Raw genomic sequence first — 19,510 nt, forward strand, 5'->3', positions numbered from 1 at the left:
TGCTCGTTCCCCAAAAATCATCTTAACTTTTACCTCAAAATGTTATTTCCGATCACACATTCCAAACATTTCTTTTTCGCACAAAACTCATTGGTAAGTTCAATTAATCCCTGGGATTCTAATGCGTTGACAGGTTTGATGCCCGCCTTTTTCCAGGAGCTTATTTTTTCATTTTTTTCGGCAGGAAGCAGTTGCAGCATTTCAAATGCCTTGTTTCGGTAAGCAGCATCACTGAGACGATGTGACAACCACCAAAGAAAAGGAACAACACTGTTGGTGATAATCGTACTGGCTGTTGCCAGACTAATGCCTGACGGGGCTTTCTTCTCTTTCCCAAAATCAAAATGAGTTGTCCAATAATCGTCTGCAGGTTTCATCAATTGCGTTTGAAGCATCATAAGCAGTTCTCGCGCAGGCAGGTACCAGGTATCAGAATCCCAATTCATTTCATGGACGAAGCTTGCAAACTGCGCCAGGCGTTGCGTGGGGAAACCACCGGGCCGGCATCCTTTGAATTTCCAGCTTTGTGTATTCAACGTTTTTAATTTGAGCCTGTAACGTTGAAAATCCCATTCTTTTTTTAATTCCTTGTGATACGTGACCGATTTTTCTTCGTTCAAAAAACCTCCCACCCCAAAAGCAATTGCCATTTTTTGCCTGTGGGTTGCTTTCAGAAATCTATCAAAAGGAATTCCAACAGCCAGTTGCTGGAAAGGAAGCTGGTTCACCTTCATTCCGAATGCCCTGGAAATGCTATGGAACAACACTTCTTTGAAAGACATTTTACCACTTTGGTACAAATGCTCCAATTCCATCATTTTGCGATCCATACGTTGAAAAAATGCTCGTTCCAATTGATTTACGATCATTACCTCAGGAACTTCCTTCAAAAAAGGTTCACACAGAATGAATCCCTGTCTTTTGTAATAATTCATGAACCAGTTAAAATGATCCCAATCTATCATAGGCTTCAATTCCACCGTTGGAAGAGGAATTCCTTCCACAAAAATTAATTGATCGTGCTCGTAAACCACATGAAGGATCACATTGGAATAAGCTTTGTCGAACTGATGACCGTGCAGATTCCAATCGGATGACTTCACATGCATTTCAATATTGCCGGAATGCCTGATCTCATCCAACAGGATTTGTCCGTTGAAAAAATCAGGACCTGAATCCAGGTTGTGAATTCCTATATGAAGAATCTCAACTTTTTTGCCGTCTACGGTAAGCAGATTCGTTAGCGGAAGTCGTTTGTTCTTCCATAGAAAATGGAGGTAGTTTTCATTCATTTCGCATCGTTTCTACTTTAATTTAAGAAAAAAGGTGATTCTGTACAAGCGCTTTTCCAAAAATGAACGTTTCATACGAATATTATTAAATTTGCATTAAGTCAACATATCCAAACCGTTAAATGAGCCTGTTCAAGTCAGTAATTAATAGAATATTTCCCTATTTCCTTTCCTTTTTTTTGGTCCTGGTAATCTCAAGAATCTTTCAAATGATTGCGGAACCCGACGAGATTTTTCGAACGAAAATCAGAACGGAATATCACGTAAAAGGAATGTTAATGGACTTCTTACTTGCTCTTTTGGTTTCTGCAGCCGGAAGCATCCTTGCCATCATAAGCTCCCTGTTCCTTAAAAAAATCCGCCTCTTCTTTCTGCACTTGCTGGCTATCATTGCTATTCTATGCAATTATGCACTCACGGTTTATTTTGTAAAAACAAATCAACTGTTGGGAGATGTTTTTTATCAATTGAGTTATTCCGAACTAACAACTTCTGCCAACCTGGATTCCAACCTGACATTTTTTTCCGTAGCATTTCCAATCCTTTTGATCATCGGTTACTTTTCGATCGGACTCCAATTACGCAAGATCCGTTTTGGGAAAAGAAGTACTGTAATTTTTAGTTCATTGATGCTTCTTTCCTTGATTGCTTATCCATGGAAGGTGATTAGCTCACGTGATTATGTTGGAGATATGGTAATCAATAACAAATTGATCGCCTTTATTGGTGTTAGTGAAAACCATTTTTTCGGGGAAAATGAACTGGACCTGGTAAGTACTTCTGTTTTTAAGCAGTTGGATGACTCCTTTTTTCCCGATCCTTCAGTGCGGGACAAAGAGTATTCTTTAATTCATGAACTGAAGCCTCAGAGTGAGCTAGGAACTTATCTGAACAAATCGCCAAAAGGTCCGCCGAATATTGTCATTATAATTGTCGAGTCTTTATCTACTTTTTTGATCGGTAACAACGAAAACAACCCGTGTCATTTTATGCCTTTCCTGGATTCCCTGTCTGAGAAAAGTCTCTATTTTCCGAATTTTATGTCGACCTGCGAACGAACGCATAATGTGCTTCCTGCAGCGCTGGCTTCTGCTCCCAATCCGCCTGAAAAAGAATTTATGCAGAAGGAGGAATATCCACGGCATTGGTCCCTGATTTCACTGTTGGATGCATATTATTCACGTTTTTATTGTGGTGTTGATCTTGGATTTGCCAATATGAACGAATTTATGGAGTATAACCAGGCAGATTACCAGGTTCATTCATGGGAACCTCAATTTTCAACCACCAGAAATGGTAATTTAAGTATTTGGGGATATGCAGACGATCAATTGTTTGAAAAATCATTAATCGATGATCGAAAGTACCCAACCAAACAACCCAAACTGGATATTTTCTTAACGATCAGTACACATGAACCATTTTGCTATCCCAACAAGAAGCAATACATGGAGCAAGTGATCAAAAAATTAAAGCGGTCAAACAGTACATCGAAACAAAAAGAGGAAATTACACGACTTTCTGAAATCTATGGAAGTTACCTTTTTACAGATGAAGCGCTGAAAAATTATTTCCGAAAAGCAGTCCGAAAACCAGATTACAACAATACTATTTTCTTCATTTTCGGTGATCATGGAAATCCTTTATTTCCACGGAATGAGATCCAGAAATACCAAACACCTTTATTTATTTATTCACCCTTATTAAAAAAGCCGGGGAGATTTAATTCGATCTCTTCACATATCGACCTCGCTCCAACAATACTGAATTACCTTCGAATCAACTTTCCTGAATTGGAACTTCCGAAACAAGTCCCATTTTTCGGGAAGGAAATCTCTTTTGAAAAGCGATTCGTTTGCAAGCGGACTCTACCCTTGATTACGCTGGACTGTGAAACCAAACATTTGATCTATGGCGATCATTATCAATACCAGGGACAATTATACCGGATCCGGAAAGGAATGAATCTGACTACGGTAAACAATCCTTCCCTAAATGATAAATTGACAAAGAAGCTGTTTGCCTACCGGAAACTGGCACAATATTACCACGAGAACGACAAAATTCTTCCAAGGGAACAATTCCAGCGATTTGCACGCAAAGGAAAAAAGACCGTTTTGCGTAAAGATTTTGTGAAAACTATTGTCCATAATGAGTCACGGGATCAATTCATAAAGCTGGCCCCGAAAATTCGCATCAAAAAAGGGTGGAAAGCACTGGAGGTAGAACTTACCGGTGAGATCTTCCTAAACAACCGAAAGGAACTGGACGAATTTGTACGATTGTGTTATGCTCTGGAACGGATCAAAAAGAAAAAAATGATTCGGTGGGATGACCATCGTCCGAAACTACAGAATCCGCTTCAGGTAAAAAAGTGGAACAAGATTACTTATTCGTTCTATATCGATGTTCGAAATTACAGCCTGGAAGATCAGAAATACGAATTGGTTTATTACTTGTTCAATCCCCAAAAAAACAATGTTAAACTTCGGAAAGGAATGATCCATGTGGTTGCATGGAAATAATGACCTCTTTCTCTTCTGAAACAGAAGGATAGCGTAATATTCAGTTTAATAAAACTGTTGTATTAGTTGTATTCCGGGAACAATTCCAACAATCCTTCTTCGCTTGCGCTACAAACCCCACGTTCGGTAATCAGTGCTGTAACCAAACGGGCCGGTGTAACATCAAAACCGTAATTGCTTGCCTGGGTAGTTTCCGGACAGATCAATACTTCATCCAGCTGACCTGTGATCTTGCTTTTACCGACCACGTAGCGTACTTCGTTCTGATTCCGTTGTTCGATCGGGATTTCTTTCAGGCCATCACGGATGGTCATATCCAAAGTAGTTGACGGAAGCGCTACATAAAAAGGAATATGATTATCTCGTGCAGCCAATGCTTTCAGATAAGTTCCGATCTTATTGGCAACGTCTCCCTGGCGGGTTGTTCGGTCTGTTCCGACAATACACATATCAACCATACCGTGCTGCATCAAATGTCCGCCCTGGTTATCTACAATCAGTGTATGCGGAACATCGTGTCTTGTCAATTCGTAACAGGTCAGATTTGCACCTTGTAAGCGCGGGCGTGTTTCATCCACCCAAACATGCACTTTAATTCCTTTTTGAATCGCCTGGTAAATCGGAGAAGTAATGGTTCCCCACTCGATACAACCCAGCATTCCTGCATTGCAATGCGTCAGGATGTGAACCGTTTCACCATTTTTCTTTCTGGAAAGTTCTTCGATCAATGGCAATCCGTGAACACCGATCATGCGACAGGTTTCCACATCATCTTCCACGATTCTGGCAGCTTCCTCCCAGGCAGTTTGAACCAAATCCGAAGCATTTGCCAATTTTGCCTTCATACGGTCGAGCGCCCAGAATAGATTCACAGCCGTTGGGCGGGAAAGACGCAGATCTTCGAAAGCTTCTTCCATATTTGCACCTTCACGAGCTGCCAGGTAAATCCCATATGCAGCAGTAGCACCGATTAACGGAGCACCACGAACAACCATATCTTTGATAGCACGTTCCGCATCTTTGTACGTGATCAACTTCTCAACAACCCATTCATGGGGTAATTTACGTTGATCTATTACTTCTACATACTTGTCCTCGGTTGTCCAAATGGTTCTGAATGCGCTCATAAACTTAATTTATGCCGCAAAATTAATCTATTTGAAACAAATCAAATGAATTCCGCGTTATTTTACCCCGCGTTTTTCCGGAAGTTTTTATTCAAAGAAACCCGCTCTATTCAAAAATCAGCTCGTCAAAGGAAGTCACGAATTGCTTCCAGGAAGGGGCCATACCATCTCTTGCCAATTGAACTGTTTGATATCCGGTTGAATCTGCAGCCTGTAATTCTTCTTCAATATCACTCAGGAAAAGGATTTCTGAAGGATCAAGATTCAATTCTTTCGCAATTTTAGCGTAAGTCGCAGCTTCTCGCTTGCCACCTGTATTGGTGTCAAAATAATAGGAAAAATAAGGTGTCAGATCACCTGCGATGCTGTAGCCGAAGATCAGTTTTTGAGCAGGAACAGAGCCTGAAGAAAATACCCCAAGGTTGATTCCCTGTTCTTTCCAGCTTTTCAGGTTCGCCGCTACTTCCGGGTAAACATGCCCCTTCAGTTCTCCGTCGCGGTAACCGGCATCCCACAAAACTCCCTGCAGGGTTTTGAGCGGTGTGGTCTTTCGGTCCTCGACACTCCATTTATAGAGTTTATCAATGATTTGCTCATCTGTAGACAAGATTTCTCCGTCTTCGGATTTTGCCAGCTGCACCGTTTCTTCGAATGCTTCTTTAACTATCAGGCGGTCTTTCAAAGCCAGCAGATCAGAAATATTTTCCCGGAAATACGGAAACAGCTCTTCGGCAACGAAAGTGATAGAAGAAGTTGTTCCTTCGATATCAGTAAGAATGAATTGAGGTCTTTTAATCGTCATATCAATAAGTTTTTATCCGGTAAAAATGTAATTCCGCACTATTATGTCTATGAGGTAATATCGTTTTATCGCGCCACTCGAAAATCGTTGAATCGCTGTTCCAGTTTTGATTCCGTATAATGTGGCACCCATCCGCTCATGTCAATAAAAATACGGATCGCTTTCACGAACGGGTTCGTTTCTCCTGCATCAAACCAGTGCTTTGTGCCTTCCGGAACTGAGATCAGATCTCCCTTCTCGCATAACAAATTAAACACCGGCTCTGTTTCCAGGTTGAACCAAAACAACCCTTCTCCGTCCACAAAAAAACGGATCTCGTCTTCGGAATGCGTGTGTTCTGCTAAAAACTTCGCGCGGATGGCTTCGTAATTTTCAGTCAGTTTATTAATGGTAATGACATCTGCAGTCTGGTAACCACCGGCTTCCATAAAAGGACTCAAGCTCGATTCATAAGCCTTCAGGATCTCTTCCTGGTCTGCACTGTCCTCAAAAACAACATCCGCCTGCCATTGATCAAAAAAGATCCCGCGGGCATTCATAAATTCGCGGATTTTCTGCGGATCACGCTCCGTGATATTCAAATCGGGAATGGATAAAACTGCCATACAACAAAATTAGTGAATTGCGAATTGTGAATCGCAAATTCGTTGAATTTCTATTACAAAAATGGGATTAACACTTTTGGTATTACATTTGTACCTGGTTTAGGCTGTTTATTTTTGTACCGGTGCTTCTTCGCTTCAAATATTCCTTCTTTCTCTTGCTACTTGCAGTTTTTTGCAGCATGGAAAGTATGGCCCAAAAAAAGGAATTCTTTGGCGTTCGGTATTTCAAGCGGATCTTTTTTGATACCATGCCCAAAGAGAGGCCTCAATTCCTGGCTTATCCGACAGTTGCCTATTCTCCGGAAACGAGTTTGGAATTGGGGGTTAGTGCCCTTTATGTACGCTATGCAAAAGGCGATACCAATAACCGTCTGAGTGAAATCAACGGATTTGCCTTCTATACTTTTCAAAATCAGTTTGGCGGCATTATAGAACATGCTATTTATTCGGACAAAAACAAGTGGTTTTTCCTGGGAAAAATGAAATTCCAGAGTTTCCCGCTGACATTTTACGGAATTGGTGCGGAAGCTCCGAATATCAAACTTTCCAAGGTGGAAGCTTTCCAATTCCAGCTTAAGGAAAGATTGCTGCATAAAATTCACGGGAATTTTTACGGCGGATTAGAATTCGACCTGCAGCATCTTGGAAGAGTCCGTTTCAATGATTACGACACTTCCAATTATTACGAAAAGCCTCTGGGGCATGAAGGATCTACTAATCTGGGGACCGGTTTCGGAATTTTGTATGACAACCGGCACAATGTGCTGAACGTGAGGCATGGTTTTTTCTCAGAGCTCGCTTTTTTGTATTACGGGCCTCAATTCGGAAGCAAATACGAGTTTTCTTCCATGTTCACCGACATACGCTGGTTTCACCCAATCCGGAAACGGAATGTACTGGCCGTTCACGCCGTCGGGCAATTCAGCTTTGGAAATCCACCGTTTAATCAATTGGCTTTGCTGGGTGGTGAAAGTATCATGCGCGGTTATTACCTGGGGCGATTCCGCGACCGGAATTTAATTGCCACTCAAGTGGAATACCGCATGCTTCCCTTCTCTTTCGCGAAGCGCTGGGGAGCTTCTGTTTTTGCAGGAACAGGTTTCGTGTATAATACTTTTGCTTCGGTCGAATCCAATCATTTGCTTGTTGCAGGTGGTGCCGGGGTACGTTTTCTTTTATTCCGCAAAAAAGATGTGTGGGTAAGGCTCGATGTGGCGTTCACCAGGGAAGGTCAGGGAGTTTACATTTACATTGGAGAAGCTTTTTGACAGGTTGCATCTTCATTTCCCAATTAAACCCAAACAATCCTAAAAAAACCTAATTATTCGAATCGATTTTTTCGAATTGCCTTTCTTTAATAGACCAATTATAAAAGAAAAATTATGAAAGTATTCAACAAATCCATTCTAATGGGCCTGCTGGCTGTTGGAATGCTGGCGGTATCCTCTTGTAAGCCAATTTATAAATGTGGTGACCCTATTCCGGAGAAAAAGAAAGGCGGTAAAAGACTTCAGGCGGTGGTGTCAGAACGAGATTCTTTATGTACTTCCCTTGCTGACCAAAAAGCGGTCAACGAGCGACTTGTTTCTGACAACAAAAATCTTCAAATGAAACTTTCCGGACAGGAAAACATCAACGAGAACCAGTCTGCAGAGTTGAGCCAAAAGGAAAGAGATCTTCAGAACAAGAACAAGGATCTACAGGAGAAAGAGCGCATGCTTCGTGAAATGCAGGCAATTATTGCACGTCAGGATGAAATGACCAAAAAACTGAATCAGACTTTACGGGATGCATTGGTTGGATTTAACTCGGATGAATTGACCATGGAAATCCGTGACGGAAAAGTCTACGTGTCCATGTCGGATAAACTGTTATTCAAATCGGGTTCCAATGCAGTAGAACCAAAAGGTGTTGAAGCTTTGAAAGTATTGGCTGATGTATTGAACAAAAACCCGGATATACAAATTTTGGTAGAAGGCCATACTGACAATGTTCCGATCAAAACGGCGGTATACAAAGACAACTGGGATTTGAGTGTAGCCCGTGCAACTTCCATTACACGTATGCTGAATGAGAAATATGGGGTTGCAGCAACCCGTATGACAGCTTCAGGTCGTGGTGAGTATTTTCCGAAAGCATCGAATGACACCGCAGAAGGAAAAGCCAAAAACCGACGAACTGAGATCATTCTTTCTCCGAAATTGGATGAGATTATGAATTTGCTGAATAATTCGGGTAAATAATTACAGTAGTGGCGCGATTAATCGCGCCACTACTCTAAACATCCTTTATTTCTTCTCTGCCGTCAGCGTGCAGGGCAAAACGTGTTTTATTCCGGTCGTGCACCTGATCGTACTTTGGCCATGGCCACCCTCCGAATTGCGTTTGATGATAATCATCGAATGCCTGCTTGATTTCCTCCTTGGTATTCATCACAAACGGACCGTACTGCATCACTTGTTCATTGATGGGTTTCCCCTGAAGCAGGAATAAACTTACCGGTGTATCATTCGAACTTAAGTGGGTCTCGACAGTCGGATCCAGGAAAAATCCGGAATAGGATTCAAAGCTCTCTTCATTGATTGACAGCTGATCTCCCTCGTAGAAAAATAAGCTCCGATTCACATCTGCGGGAGCCTTCGGTAATGTTATTTTCGCATGAGGTTCCATTTTGATATTGACGATCAATACTTCATTTTCAGCCGGGAATGCCCAGGAATCAGGTGGCGGACTCATTGCTTTGTCTTCTCCCCAATTTCCGGCGATCAATTCTACCAAAACCTTTCCGTGATCCAATTTCAAATTCGGGATACTTTCGCGCCACAGCATTTTGAAGTGAGGTTCCACCATTTTATTCTTCTTCGGTAAGTTCAGCCACACCTGGAATAATTCCAGCGGATTCTCTTCAGACTGAGACATCAAGGGGAACATCTCCGAATGCTGCACTCCTTTTCCGGCTGTCATCCACTGCACATCACCGTTTCCGTAACGACCGGCAGCTCCCAATGAATCGGCATGATCTACCAATCCGCGGCGTACCACCGTGATGGTCTCAAACCCGCGGTGCGGATGCCCCGGAAAACCAGGAACTTTCTTCCCGTGATACATGCGGAAACCATCTTTGATGATAAAATCATCTCCCATGTGGCGGCCCTTAAAATATTCCGGATCCGGCCCCATCTGTTCATTTCCTTTCGGGAACTGGTCTTCGTGATGCACACAAAACAAGAACGGATCCTGTGTTTCCCATTGAAAGCCCAAAGGGAAAAAGCGTTTAACTGCATTCATATTCTTTTCTATAGTTGGTTCAACTGCTCCTTTTCCACTTGCCAGCCAGGGCAAAGCAAAAAGTCCGGCAGAAGCTGCCGAAAGCCGCTGAACGAAATTTCTACGTGTCACTTCTTTACTCATCGATAAAATTATTTACCCGGGTACTAATTTAAGTGAAACCGTTTTGAAATACAAAATTACTTTTCATAAAAAGGGTTAAGTATTCTTTCTACCTTTAATACTTCGCTAAAAAGAAGACATATGCATATCATCAGACCTAAAATCATCGGAACTTTAAAAATCCACAAAATGTTGGCCGGGAATTGGGCTGTAATGAACGATATCAAAAATCCGCCTAATAAAATTATTGTTCCATGTCGTTCATTATTACACGGTGAGGAAATCATAGAAAAGATTAAAGCTGCAAAACCTGGTGAAACCATTCATTTTTAACTTTTCACATTCCATGAACTACCACAACAAAAAATTCCGTCCGGTCAGCAACACTCCAAACGGGGAAACATCGGAAGAAACAATTTTTCATTATAAGCAGGAAGGGAACATTCTTACCTGCACGTATTCGGGCGGACAAATTAAATCCGGGCAGTTAATAGGGTTAGTAGACGAAGCCGGTAATATTGATATGCGCTACCATCAGGTCAACGGAAAAGGCGAATTGATGACCGGAACTTGTCAATCAACACCTGAAATTTTACCCGACGGCAGAATCCGTCTTCACGAAACCTGGCAGTGGACTTCCGGAGATCAATCGAAAGGGGATTCTGTATTGGAAGAGATTTGATAATATCATATGATACTATCAAAATAGATTAATCATCTTATTATGGCTTCTACTCCTTCACCAATTTTTTTGTGACTACAGAACTCCCTGAACGAATGACAGCCACATAAATTCCTTGCGGGGAAGCTGTCAAATCGATCGAATTTCCATTTTCTATTACAGCAATGCATTGGCCGTTTGCAGAAAGAACTTCGATCGAAAAGTCACCTGTCAATTCAGCAGAAACATAGAACATTCCGGTTCCGGGATTCGGGCTGATTTGGATATCTGCCTCGTCATTTTCAGTCAATTCCAAAGTATTTGAAGCAAAACGCAGGATCGTTCCGTTCAATCCGCAGGTATAGCCGATCCCATTACCCGGGAAGCAGACTGCCAATTGACGGGAAGAACTGGAAACAACCGGCAGCCAGGAAGCTCCCTGACCAGTTGTTTTGTAAATGATACTCGTGTTTCCGGAATAACTTCCGCCAACTGCATACCCCACCGAATTATCCGGATAGAAAGCTACTCCGCTTAAAATGACTCCGGTAATGTCATCTGACGTCCAAACAGAACCTGCATTTGTTGTACGAAGAATAATTGCCTCATTCGAACCCGCAATTCCTCCCACAACAACTCCTGTATTTGCATCCGTAAAGTAAATGTCTGTCAGGGAATGCGTGTTGGTGCCGCTGGCTTGAAAATTCCAGGCTTGTCCGGCATTTACTGTTTTCAGGATCGTACCGCCATCTCCAACTGCGTAGCCAACCAGGTCTGAAACAAAAAAGATCTTGTTTAGTTTAAATGAAATCCCGGTGTTTATTGGTGTCCAGGCATTTCCGGAATTAGTGGAAACCAAAATTGTTCCGTTTGCACCGGTGACATAAATATTTAATCCGTTGACGAAAATCCCGGTCAGATCATTACTGGTTCCCGAATTGACCGTTGTCCAACTAGCTCCCGCATTGGTGGTCTTGAGAATGGTCCCGTTCTCACCAACAGCAACATAAGTCGATCCGTTCAAGTAGGCAATTCCGTTCAGGTCGTATTGTGTCCCTGAATTCGAACTGGTCCAGTGTAAACCCGCATCCATTGTTTTACGGATCACACCTCCGTTTCCTACAACCATTCCAACGGAAGGAGATGAAAAATCAATTCCATTCAACTGCGAAGAAACCCCACTGTTTTGAGGTGAAAATGTTTGTCCGAAGGCAAATAATCCGGAAGATAATGCTGTGATAAGTGTAATAAGCAATTTCATATTTAGCTGTTATTTCGGTCAATTCTTAAATTGATATCCCTGATATCAATTCTCAACGAGTAATTCAATACGATGGTTGGGTGATTTTTACTTAATTGGAAAATTTCCAATCTACTTCGAACAAATATTCCGCTGTTTCCAGGTGTCGTTTTGCTTCAAAGAGGTTTCTGCCCCAGGCGTAGGTCCCATGCTGACGCATGATAAATGCAGGAACAGTCAGTCTGTTTTTCTCTTTTTCCAAAACAGCAGCAAATGCCGGCATATCCTGTGTATTGTCAAAAACAGGGACCTGAACAGTAATTTCATGGGTTTTTATTCCTTCAAAACCTTTCAGTACTTCATAACCGCTCAATTCAACGGACTGTTTATTCTTCATGGACTGCAGAACCGAATACACGGAATGGCTGTGAACAATACACATCATTTCCGGAAACAACTGGTACAATTTACAATGGATCAGTGTTTCTGCCGACGGACGAATTCCTTCATATGCAGGAAGCGCTTTTCCCTGCAGGTCTACCTCCATAAAATCTGCCTCGGAGAAACGGGATTTATCGATTCCCGAACGGGAAACAATAATTACATCCGGTCTTTCAGCCAATCGGAAAGAATAGTTGGTAGAAGTTGCCGGCGACCAGCCCTTTTGATGGTAGGCACGAATCACTTCGGCCAGTTCCTTTTTTTCTTGTTCCATGCTATTCTTTTTCAGCTTGTTTGATATGATTTCGCAATTGTTTCGATGTCATGGTGCTTCCGTCATGACTCCACCCCGGAGGTTTCAGGATGTAAAGCCATTTATTCCTGAATCCTCTTACTTTTCGTACATCCTGGAAGATTGAAACCCATTCGTGGAAAATCACATTTGCAGGGTTTTTGTCTATTTTCTTTCCATACAGACCGAATTCAATCGGAAGATTATCAATTTCAGCCTGGAAAGTACCGAAAAGCTTATCCCAAACAATCAGGATCATACCCATGTTCTTATCCAGGTATTCTACATTGGAAGCATGATGAACCCGGTGGTGTGAAGGTGTTACCAAAAAAGACTCCAGGATTCCCAACTTATTGACCATTTTGGTATGTACCAGGATTCCATAAGTTTGGGTAATCGAATACATGATAAAAATATCAAATGGCTCAAAGCCCAAAAACACCAGTGGGATAAACCAGATGAATCGGTAAACAGGCTGAAAAACCGAAGACCGGAATCCGGTTGTCAAATTGAATTTATCCGAAGAATGGTGTGTTACGTGGATTGCCCAAAAGAAGCGCACAACATGGTCGATACGGTGAATCCAGTAAAAAATAAAATCCTCCGCTAAGAAAAGCAGTCCCCAATAGAGCCAGGAATGTGTTTCCCAGTTGATGAGGCGGTAATCAAAGAAGAAAAGAAGAAAAAACAGGGTTATTCCACGCATCAGTACGTCGACTCCCATATTTGTGATCATCAGGTAAAGGTTCTGGATCGTGTCGCCTACGCTATAAAGTTTTCTATTGTGCCAATTACTAAGAATAATTTCACCAAGGATCAGGAACACGTAAATCGGTGTACTGATAAAAATGATGAGTTTTTCTACGTAATCAACCATGAAAATTCCGTTTTTAGAAATTCTTCGCTGTCAAAATCCGGGCCATCTCCGCCTGTAGTTTCTGAGCTTCTTTGCGTGCTTCAGACGCAAAATCAGGAGTGTTTGATGCATAAATAATCGATCTGGATGCATTGACCAATAAACCACAGTCATCATTCCAGCCATATTTAGCCACATCTTCCAGGCTTCCTCCCTGGGCTCCTACTCCCGGAACCAGGAAAAAGTGATTCGGAACAATTTTACGCACTTCTGCGATTCCTTCTGCACGTGTTGCTCCGACCACATACATCAGGTTATTTTCAGAACCCCATTTGGAACTCTTTTTCAAGACTTTCTTATACAATTCCTCACCGGATGCATCGGTTGTAAACTGAAAATCCAAAGCACCTTTATTGGAAGTCAATGCCAGCAGGATTACCCACTTATTCTCAAATTCCTGGAAAGGAGTTACCGAATCTTCTCCCATATACGGTGCAACGGTTACCGCGTCACAATCCAGGTATTCGAAAAAGGTCTTTGCATAATAGGTAGATGTATTCCCGATATCTCCGCGCTTGGCATCTGCAATGGTCATACAATGATCCGGGATGTAATCAATGGTTTTTTTCAATGATTCCCAGCCTTTCGGTCCCAATGCTTCATAAAACGCAATATTGGGTTTGTAGGCTACACATAAATCCCGGGTAGCATCGATGATTGCTTTATTGAATTCAAAAACCGGATCTTCTGTCTGCAGCAAATGCACAGGGATTTTACCCAGGTCGGTGTCCAAACCGACACATAAAAACGATCTCTTTTCGCGAATTTGCCGAATCAATTCCTGTCTTTTCATCCATTAGTTTTAAGCGTGCAAAGATAAGAAGTATCATTTAATAAATACCTTGTTTTCGATCAGCTTAAAATCAAGAATGTTTTGGCGGTCCGGGCATCTAAAAAGACCGTATTTTTGCACCAGAATATTTGTTTATGAAACTTACCATTTGGACCATCCTGATCATTTCTTCCCTTCATTTTTCAGCTTATTCTCAACTTTTTTTAGGAGCTAAGAGTGGTTACAACCGTTACTTTGATCCCGGAATGAACGGCGGGAATATTGCTTTTTTTACGGAGCTTCCATTCGGAGAATACTACGGGGCATCTGTAAGAGCTGGCTTGTTTTATGATTTTCCGATGAAAATCGAAGAAATGGCAACACTTTATCCCCTCAATAGCGGATACCTGCCAGATGGGTACGTTCCGGTTACATCCTGGTACAAGAATATCGGAATCAACATCGAATACATCCATTACTTTTACAACGATGCATTTGAAACCGGTCTGTACTCGGTGATTAAAAACGGCATTTCTTATTCCAGCATTACCCGAAAAACGAATGGGTTTGATGTGAGCGATTATTACCAGACCGACCACGTGGAAAACAACAAAAAGTTTTCTCTTTATTTTGGAGTTGGTCTGGGGTTCCAGTTTTCATTAGGTCCCAACAGTTTGCTTTTCACCGAAATTCATGGCGGATTCCCTTTCTTTTCTATCAGGAGAAATGATGCATCCTCTTCCATGGTCAGCGGTTATCCACCTGTAACTGTATCGGGAATTGTCGGATTTAAGCGATCTGTTTTCAATTAACTTTTGCTCCTTTTCTTACTGAACAACTGCCGTTCGCGTATCAAAAGTCCTGGCAGAGAAATAACCTACACATCCACCGCTCAGGTTAGAGATCGGGTTTGCAGGTGTTGCACTACTGGATAAATTTACTCCCAATTGGTTGAAATAGGTATGAATCGGTTTATCAATACCGAACATATCCACGCGAACCGTATCACCTACTTTCAATTCCGGAACAAACAAAGGTTCTACCACCAGGTTGCCATCTGTGAACTGATCGTTCTGGATGAAAATCCCTTTTTCCCTTTTTCCGTTCACAAAAACATGGAACTGGTAGTAATTGGCAACTCCCTGCTCATCAAAATGTGCCGGAACAATTGAATAGAGCGTATCTGTTCCAAACGTATAAATTACGGGATACAATTCCTGGAAAGGCTGGAATGCAGGCATGGTACTGCTTCCGGTGTAAGAAGTTCCTTCCACAACGGTTGTTAATGTATATGTTCGGCCTTCAATTCCGGGATAATTGGTCAATTCGTACCATCCGTTCCCAACTGAAGTAAAGGTTCCTGCATTCCCCAAATTATCGATCACTGTTATCGATGCATTGTCAACAGTCGGAGGAGGCATATTCTCATCAAAGTTCTGTGTTTTGGTAACGCGAATGCGCTGAACCGTATCGCCTCTTAAAATGAATCCTTCAATCACCACTTTCTGTTCGGTATCATTCAAATCGATATCAATGACTTTTTCACAACTTGAAAATGCGAGGATAAAAGCAAAAGAAACAAGGGCTGTAATTATCAATTTCATCTTTGTTGTATTAGTTAATTCAATCTACTCATCGTTTGTCTTTAATCGAAAGCAATGCTTTCTCTTACTTAAATTTAAAATTGTAGGTAATTGCCGGAACTATTCGGAACAAAGTTGTCTGTACCGCTTCGGTCTTAGACGGATCATCCTTGTTTTCACGGAATGTGATCGAATAAGCATTTTCACGCGCGTATGCGTTGTAGATTGAGAAATTCCAGCTGCTCTCAAACTTCTTGGTGTTCTTGCGAAGCCAGGTCACTCCAAGGTCCAGGCGGTGATAATTCGGCATGCGGTAACCATTTCGCTGGGTATAGATAAAATAGGTCTGGCCGTCGATCTGGTATTTCCCGGAAGGGAACGTCACTGCATTTCCGGTGTAGAAAACAAACAAAGCTGAAACAGACCATTTCGGAGTAATCTCATAAATACCAACAACAGAGAGATCGTGCAGTCTGTCTTGTTTTGCCAGGTACCATTTTCCGTCATTAATTCCTTCGATCTTCCGCTCCGTGCGTGAAAGTGTATACCCTACCCAACCGGTAAATTTACCCGACTTTTTCTTCAGCATGATCTCCAACCCATAGGCACGTCCGATTCCGGAAAGCAATTCTCCCTCCAGGCGTTCGTTTGCCTGTTCATTTGCGCCGTTTTTGTAATCCAGCTGGTTCTGCATCCATTTGTAATACACCTCTGTGCTTAATTCCAATTTGTTATCCAGGAAATTCTTAAACCAGCCCAAGGCTACCTGGTCGGAAATTTCCGGTTTTATATTCAGGCTTGAAGAAAGCCACACATCTGTAGGGGAACCGGAAGTAGAATTGGAAACCTGGTGGATGTTTTGGGTATTTCGGGCATACGCAGCTTTAATCGATTGTCCTTTCAAATACTGCCAGCTGAAGGAAAGTCTCGGTTCCACAAAGAAATAAGACTTCAATAATTTATTCTTAGTCCATGTGTCGGCGGTAGCAATTGTTCCATCCGGATTATACGTGTACATTTCATCACCGCTTGCAAGTGCCATCAGGTTTGAACCCCGCAGGCCATAGCTCATGGTAAAGTTTTCGGTAATGGTGTAATCGTTTGTGATATAAACTGCATTCTCCACGGAATTAGTCGGTTTTAAACGCTTGGCGTTAATTCCGGATTCTTCATTCGCGTCGATCTGTCCCGGTGTAATTCCATGGTTGATCACATTCAACCCGATCTTTACTTTATTCCGGTTATTCGGAAACCACTGGAACTCCTGCTTTAGATTGAAATCCTGGATCTGGGAAGTGATATCAAACTGCACATCGCCGCCTGAAATGGAAATCTTGTAATCGTATTTACTATAGATAAATGAAGTATTGGAGAACCATTTTTCATTCATTATGTGATTCCAGCGCAGGGTTCCTGTTGCATTCCCCCAATTAATCCCGAAAACATCTCCTAAACCGAGCTTATCCCTCCCGAAATATCCGGACAAGAACAAACGGTCTTTTTTTCCTATACGGTAGTTGACTTTAGCGTTTAAATCATAGAAAAACAACTTATTGTCTTTGAATCGGTCCGACAATTTCAGGAATAAATCGGCATAAGTTCTTCTTCCCGAAATTAAAAACGACGCTTTATCTTTGGCAATCGGTCCTTCTACGATCAATTTGGAAGAGATCAAACCGATCCCGCCGCCAACATTGTAGCGTTTTTGGTTCCCTTCGTTCATTTTGATGTCCAGTACAGACGAAAGTCTTCCCCCGTAATTCGAAGGCTGATTTCCTTTGTAAAGCATCGCATCTTTGATAGCATCCGAATTGAATGTTGAGAAGAATCCTAATAAGTGACTTGCATTATAGACCGGTGCTTCATCCAGCAAAATGAGGTTTTGGTCAGCCCCGCCGCCGCGAACGTAAAATCCGGAACTTCCTTCGCCGGCATTTTTCACTCCGGGAATCAGCTGCATGGTTTTGATCAAATCCTTTTCACCAAAGATCACCGGGATCTTGGAAATTTCCTTCGGGTCGATTTTCTCCACTCCCATTAACGGATCACGAACATTCCCGTCAGGTCTTTCAGAGGAAACCACCACTTCTTCCAATTCTTTTTCGTCTTGCTCTGTCTTTAATTGAAAATCGACCGATTGGGATACAGCGAGGTCGATTTCCTGTTCCATTAAAAGGTATCCGACACCAGAAACCTGGATGGTATATTTCCCGGCAGGCAGGGTCAAGGAGTAAAATCCGTACTCATTTGTTACAGCTCCGAGTTTCTGATCTTTTACGCGTACAATGGCCCCGATAATTTCTTCGCCTTTAGATTGATCTTTAACAGTTCCACTTAAGGTTGCATTTCCCTGTCCGAAAGAGATTGCAGTGATTAGAACAAATAAAAGGAGTATTCCTGATTTCATATTGTTGAGTTGTGGTGTAAAATTCGCATTTATCTTTTCATATAGTTAAAAAAAGGGGCGAATGGTTGTCATTATTCGGTTAAAGGTAATCATCATAAAAAAACGCACTGTTAACAGTACGTTTTTTTATGATTGTTCAATGGTTCAAAATAGTTCAACGGATTCAAATCCATTGAATTATTTGAGCATTTAAACTTTTTATTCCGATAGCTATCGGAATTTTGAACTAGTTCAATTCGCCTTTCATTTTTTCAGCATTCTCTGCCATTTTCAGTGCATCAATCATTTCCTGGATATCTCCGTTCATGAAAGCTCCAAGGTTGTACATCGTTTTATTGATTCGATGATCTGTAATACGACCTTGCGGATAATTGTATGTTCTGATCTTAGCAGAGCGATCCCCGGTCGATACCAGAGTCTTTCGTTGAGCCGCACGTTCCTGGTGGACGCGGTCCAATTCTGCCTGGTATAAACGGGAACGCAATACAGATATTGCTTTCTCTAAGTTTTTATGTTGTGAACGTCCGTCCTGGCATTCTACCACAACTCCCGTTGGAATGTGTGTTAGACGAATTGCGGACTCTGTTTTGTTGATGTGCTGACCTCCCGCTCCCGATGCCCTGAAGGTATCTTTTCTCACATCATTCATGTCCAGCTCGAAATCCACTTCTTCTGCTTCGGGCAAAACCGCCACTGTGATTGCAGAAGTATGGACACGGCCCTGGGATTCTGTTTCCGGGACACGCTGCACCCGGTGCACACCCGATTCAAACTTCAGCATTCCATAGATACCCGCACCTTCAATACTCATTGAAATTTCCTTGTATCCTTTTCCGGAAGCTTCGGAGGAGTTTGCAATCTCGTACTGCCATCCCATTTCCTTGAAATACATGGTATACATTCTGAATATATCTTCCACGAAAATACAAGCTTCGTCACCTCCCGTTCCGGCACGTAATTCAAGAATGGCGTTCTTATCATCTTCAGGATCTTTCGGGATCAGCAATATTTTAAGTTCTTCTTCCAATTCAGGCTTCTTCTGCTCCAGGTCATTGATCTCCATCTTTGCCATTTCCCGCATTTCGGGATCTGTTTCAACCTCCAGCATTTCTTTCGAACTCTTTAAATTGTCCAAAACATTCTTATATGCCTTGTAGGCATTGTCAACTTCTTCCAGGTCACGGTATTCCTTGTTCAGCTTCACATAACGATCCATATCCGAAATAATATCGGGGTCTGTGATCATTTTACCGACTTCTACAAACCGGAAATGAATTGCTTCCAGTTTACTTAATAAATCTTGCATCTAGTTTCTAATCTTTTAATTCTTATTCTCATTCAAACGGAGAATCCTGAGCCTTGCGCTCTCCGCTTCCTGCGGTAAGAATAAAACCAGTTGTTTTAAACCGCAAAGAATCAAAGGACGCGAGGTCTAAAGTTCTCTCTGCAGTTTATGG

18 protein-coding genes are annotated in these 19,510 nt (G+C 42.0%); 6 read left to right on the forward strand and 12 right to left on the reverse strand.

Annotated features, from left to right (window positions below):
• Window positions 1-29: 29 nt before the first annotated feature.
• The gene (locus QZT69_RS16525) at window positions 30-1,292 is read right to left on the reverse strand and encodes a DUF2851 family protein (protein WP_294677697.1); all 1,263 of its coding nucleotides are present in this window, start codon (window positions 1,290-1,292) and stop codon (window positions 30-32) included.
• A gap of 278 nt (window positions 1,293-1,570) precedes the next feature.
• On the opposite strand from QZT69_RS16525, the gene QZT69_RS16530 reads away from it, so the two are divergent.
• The gene (locus tag QZT69_RS16530) at window positions 1,571-3,817 is read left to right on the forward strand and encodes an LTA synthase family protein (RefSeq protein WP_294677704.1); all 2,247 of its coding nucleotides are present in this window, start codon (window positions 1,571-1,573) and stop codon (window positions 3,815-3,817) included.
• Between the two features lie 62 nt (window positions 3,818-3,879).
• On the opposite strand, the gene mtnA is transcribed toward QZT69_RS16530, so the two are convergent.
• The 3 genes from mtnA to QZT69_RS16545 all read right to left on the reverse strand — a co-directional run bounded on the left by mtnA (window position 3,880) and on the right by QZT69_RS16545 (window position 6,351).
• Window positions 3,880-4,944: an S-methyl-5-thioribose-1-phosphate isomerase gene (gene mtnA, locus QZT69_RS16535; RefSeq protein WP_294677707.1), complete on the reverse strand. Its 1,065-nt coding sequence runs from the start codon at window positions 4,942-4,944 to the stop codon at window positions 3,880-3,882.
• 106 nt (window positions 4,945-5,050) lie between these two features.
• A complete protein-coding gene (gene mtnC, locus QZT69_RS16540; RefSeq protein ID WP_294677709.1) occupies window positions 5,051-5,746 on the reverse strand; it encodes an acireductone synthase in 696 nt (231 codons plus the stop codon).
• Window positions 5,747-5,811: 65 nt separating this feature from the next.
• The gene (locus QZT69_RS16545; RefSeq protein WP_294677713.1) at window positions 5,812-6,351 is read right to left on the reverse strand and encodes a cupin; all 540 of its coding nucleotides are present in this window, start codon (window positions 6,349-6,351) and stop codon (window positions 5,812-5,814) included.
• Between the two features lie 188 nt (window positions 6,352-6,539).
• Between QZT69_RS16545 and QZT69_RS16550 the strand changes: the two genes are divergently transcribed.
• A complete protein-coding gene (locus tag QZT69_RS16550; protein WP_294677717.1) occupies window positions 6,540-7,619 on the forward strand; it encodes a BamA/TamA family outer membrane protein in 1,080 nt (359 codons plus the stop codon).
• A 114-nt stretch (window positions 7,620-7,733) separates the two neighbouring features.
• Window positions 7,734-8,594, forward strand: coding sequence for an OmpA family protein (locus QZT69_RS16555; protein WP_294677721.1), 861 nt, complete (start codon window positions 7,734-7,736; stop codon window positions 8,592-8,594).
• Window positions 8,595-8,628: 34 nt separating this feature from the next.
• Here QZT69_RS16555 and QZT69_RS16560 read toward each other — a convergent pair whose 3' ends face one another.
• Window positions 8,629-9,762 (reverse strand): pirin family protein, encoded by a 1,134-nt coding sequence (locus QZT69_RS16560; RefSeq protein ID WP_294677725.1) that lies wholly within the window; start codon window positions 9,760-9,762, stop codon window positions 8,629-8,631.
• A gap of 120 nt (window positions 9,763-9,882) precedes the next feature.
• Between QZT69_RS16560 and QZT69_RS16565 the strand changes: the two genes are divergently transcribed.
• Together QZT69_RS16565 and QZT69_RS16570 are read left to right on the forward strand one after the other, a co-directional pair.
• Complete coding sequence (locus QZT69_RS16565; RefSeq protein WP_294677728.1) at window positions 9,883-10,074, forward strand: hypothetical protein; 192 nt, start codon at window positions 9,883-9,885, stop codon at window positions 10,072-10,074.
• Between the two features lie 13 nt (window positions 10,075-10,087).
• Window positions 10,088-10,423: a n-acetylglutamate synthase gene (locus QZT69_RS16570; RefSeq protein ID WP_294677732.1), complete on the forward strand. Its 336-nt coding sequence runs from the start codon at window positions 10,088-10,090 to the stop codon at window positions 10,421-10,423.
• 49 nt (window positions 10,424-10,472) lie between these two features.
• Here QZT69_RS16570 and QZT69_RS16575 read toward each other — a convergent pair whose 3' ends face one another.
• The 4 genes from QZT69_RS16575 to pyrF all read right to left on the reverse strand — a co-directional run bounded on the left by QZT69_RS16575 (window position 10,473) and on the right by pyrF (window position 14,084).
• Entirely contained in the window at window positions 10,473-11,663 is a 1,191-nt protein-coding gene (locus tag QZT69_RS16575) for a YCF48-related protein (RefSeq protein WP_294677735.1), read from the reverse strand.
• A gap of 91 nt (window positions 11,664-11,754) precedes the next feature.
• Window positions 11,755-12,357 (reverse strand): methylthioribulose 1-phosphate dehydratase, encoded by a 603-nt coding sequence (gene mtnB / locus QZT69_RS16580; RefSeq protein ID WP_294677738.1) that lies wholly within the window; start codon window positions 12,355-12,357, stop codon window positions 11,755-11,757.
• Between the two features lies 1 nt (window position 12,358).
• Entirely contained in the window at window positions 12,359-13,252 is an 894-nt protein-coding gene (locus QZT69_RS16585; protein ID WP_294677741.1) for a sterol desaturase family protein, read from the reverse strand.
• Between the two features lie 13 nt (window positions 13,253-13,265).
• Window positions 13,266-14,084: an orotidine-5'-phosphate decarboxylase gene (gene pyrF, locus QZT69_RS16590; protein WP_294677745.1), complete on the reverse strand. Its 819-nt coding sequence runs from the start codon at window positions 14,082-14,084 to the stop codon at window positions 13,266-13,268.
• Between the two features lie 134 nt (window positions 14,085-14,218).
• Between pyrF and QZT69_RS16595 the strand changes: the two genes are divergently transcribed.
• Window positions 14,219-14,875, forward strand: coding sequence for a hypothetical protein (locus QZT69_RS16595; protein ID WP_294677751.1), 657 nt, complete (start codon window positions 14,219-14,221; stop codon window positions 14,873-14,875).
• Window positions 14,876-14,890: 15 nt separating this feature from the next.
• On the opposite strand, the gene QZT69_RS16600 is transcribed toward QZT69_RS16595, so the two are convergent.
• The 3 genes from QZT69_RS16600 to prfA form a co-directional block, all read right to left on the reverse strand.
• On the reverse strand, window positions 14,891-15,667 hold the full coding sequence (locus QZT69_RS16600; protein WP_294677755.1) for a DUF4249 family protein: 777 nt from the start codon (window positions 15,665-15,667) through the stop codon (window positions 14,891-14,893).
• A 64-nt stretch (window positions 15,668-15,731) separates the two neighbouring features.
• A complete protein-coding gene (locus QZT69_RS16605; protein ID WP_294677758.1) occupies window positions 15,732-18,053 on the reverse strand; it encodes a TonB-dependent receptor in 2,322 nt (773 codons plus the stop codon).
• Window positions 18,054-18,279: 226 nt separating this feature from the next.
• A complete protein-coding gene (prfA, locus tag QZT69_RS16610; RefSeq protein WP_294677761.1) occupies window positions 18,280-19,359 on the reverse strand; it encodes a peptide chain release factor 1 in 1,080 nt (359 codons plus the stop codon).
• Between the last annotated feature and the right edge of the window lie 151 nt (window positions 19,360-19,510).

Origin of the sequence: uncultured Fluviicola sp. (assembly GCF_902168135.1) — a bacterium.
GTDB lineage: Bacteria > Bacteroidota > Bacteroidia > Flavobacteriales_D > Crocinitomicaceae > Fluviicola.

Coding starts and splice junctions, on each gene's coding strand:
- QZT69_RS16600 (WP_294677755.1), bottom strand. CDS start 15,667: ATGAAATTGATAATTACAGCCCTTGTTTCTTTTGCTTTTATCCTCGCA.
- QZT69_RS16560 (WP_294677725.1), bottom strand. CDS start 9,762: ATGAGTAAAGAAGTGACACGTAGAAATTTCGTTCAGCGGCTTTCGGCA.
- QZT69_RS16545 (WP_294677713.1), bottom strand. CDS start 6,351: ATGGCAGTTTTATCCATTCCCGATTTGAATATCACGGAGCGTGATCCG.
- QZT69_RS16595 (WP_294677751.1), top strand. CDS start 14,219: ATGAAACTTACCATTTGGACCATCCTGATCATTTCTTCCCTTCATTTT.
- QZT69_RS16575 (WP_294677735.1), bottom strand. CDS start 11,663: ATGAAATTGCTTATTACACTTATCACAGCATTATCTTCCGGATTATTT.
- mtnA (WP_294677707.1), bottom strand. CDS start 4,944: ATGAGCGCATTCAGAACCATTTGGACAACCGAGGACAAGTATGTAGAA.
- mtnC (WP_294677709.1), bottom strand. CDS start 5,746: ATGACGATTAAAAGACCTCAATTCATTCTTACTGATATCGAAGGAACA.
- mtnB (WP_294677738.1), bottom strand. CDS start 12,357: ATGGAACAAGAAAAAAAGGAACTGGCCGAAGTGATTCGTGCCTACCAT.
- QZT69_RS16605 (WP_294677758.1), bottom strand. CDS start 18,053: ATGAAATCAGGAATACTCCTTTTATTTGTTCTAATCACTGCAATCTCT.
- QZT69_RS16585 (WP_294677741.1), bottom strand. CDS start 13,252: ATGGTTGATTACGTAGAAAAACTCATCATTTTTATCAGTACACCGATT.
- QZT69_RS16550 (WP_294677717.1), top strand. CDS start 6,540: ATGGCCCAAAAAAAGGAATTCTTTGGCGTTCGGTATTTCAAGCGGATC.
- QZT69_RS16555 (WP_294677721.1), top strand. CDS start 7,734: ATGAAAGTATTCAACAAATCCATTCTAATGGGCCTGCTGGCTGTTGGA.
- QZT69_RS16525 (WP_294677697.1), bottom strand. CDS start 1,292: ATGAATGAAAACTACCTCCATTTTCTATGGAAGAACAAACGACTTCCG.
- QZT69_RS16565 (WP_294677728.1), top strand. CDS start 9,883: ATGCATATCATCAGACCTAAAATCATCGGAACTTTAAAAATCCACAAA.
- QZT69_RS16530 (WP_294677704.1), top strand. CDS start 1,571: ATGGACTTCTTACTTGCTCTTTTGGTTTCTGCAGCCGGAAGCATCCTT.
- pyrF (WP_294677745.1), bottom strand. CDS start 14,084: ATGAAAAGACAGGAATTGATTCGGCAAATTCGCGAAAAGAGATCGTTT.
- prfA (WP_294677761.1), bottom strand. CDS start 19,359: ATGCAAGATTTATTAAGTAAACTGGAAGCAATTCATTTCCGGTTTGTA.
- QZT69_RS16570 (WP_294677732.1), top strand. CDS start 10,088: ATGAACTACCACAACAAAAAATTCCGTCCGGTCAGCAACACTCCAAAC.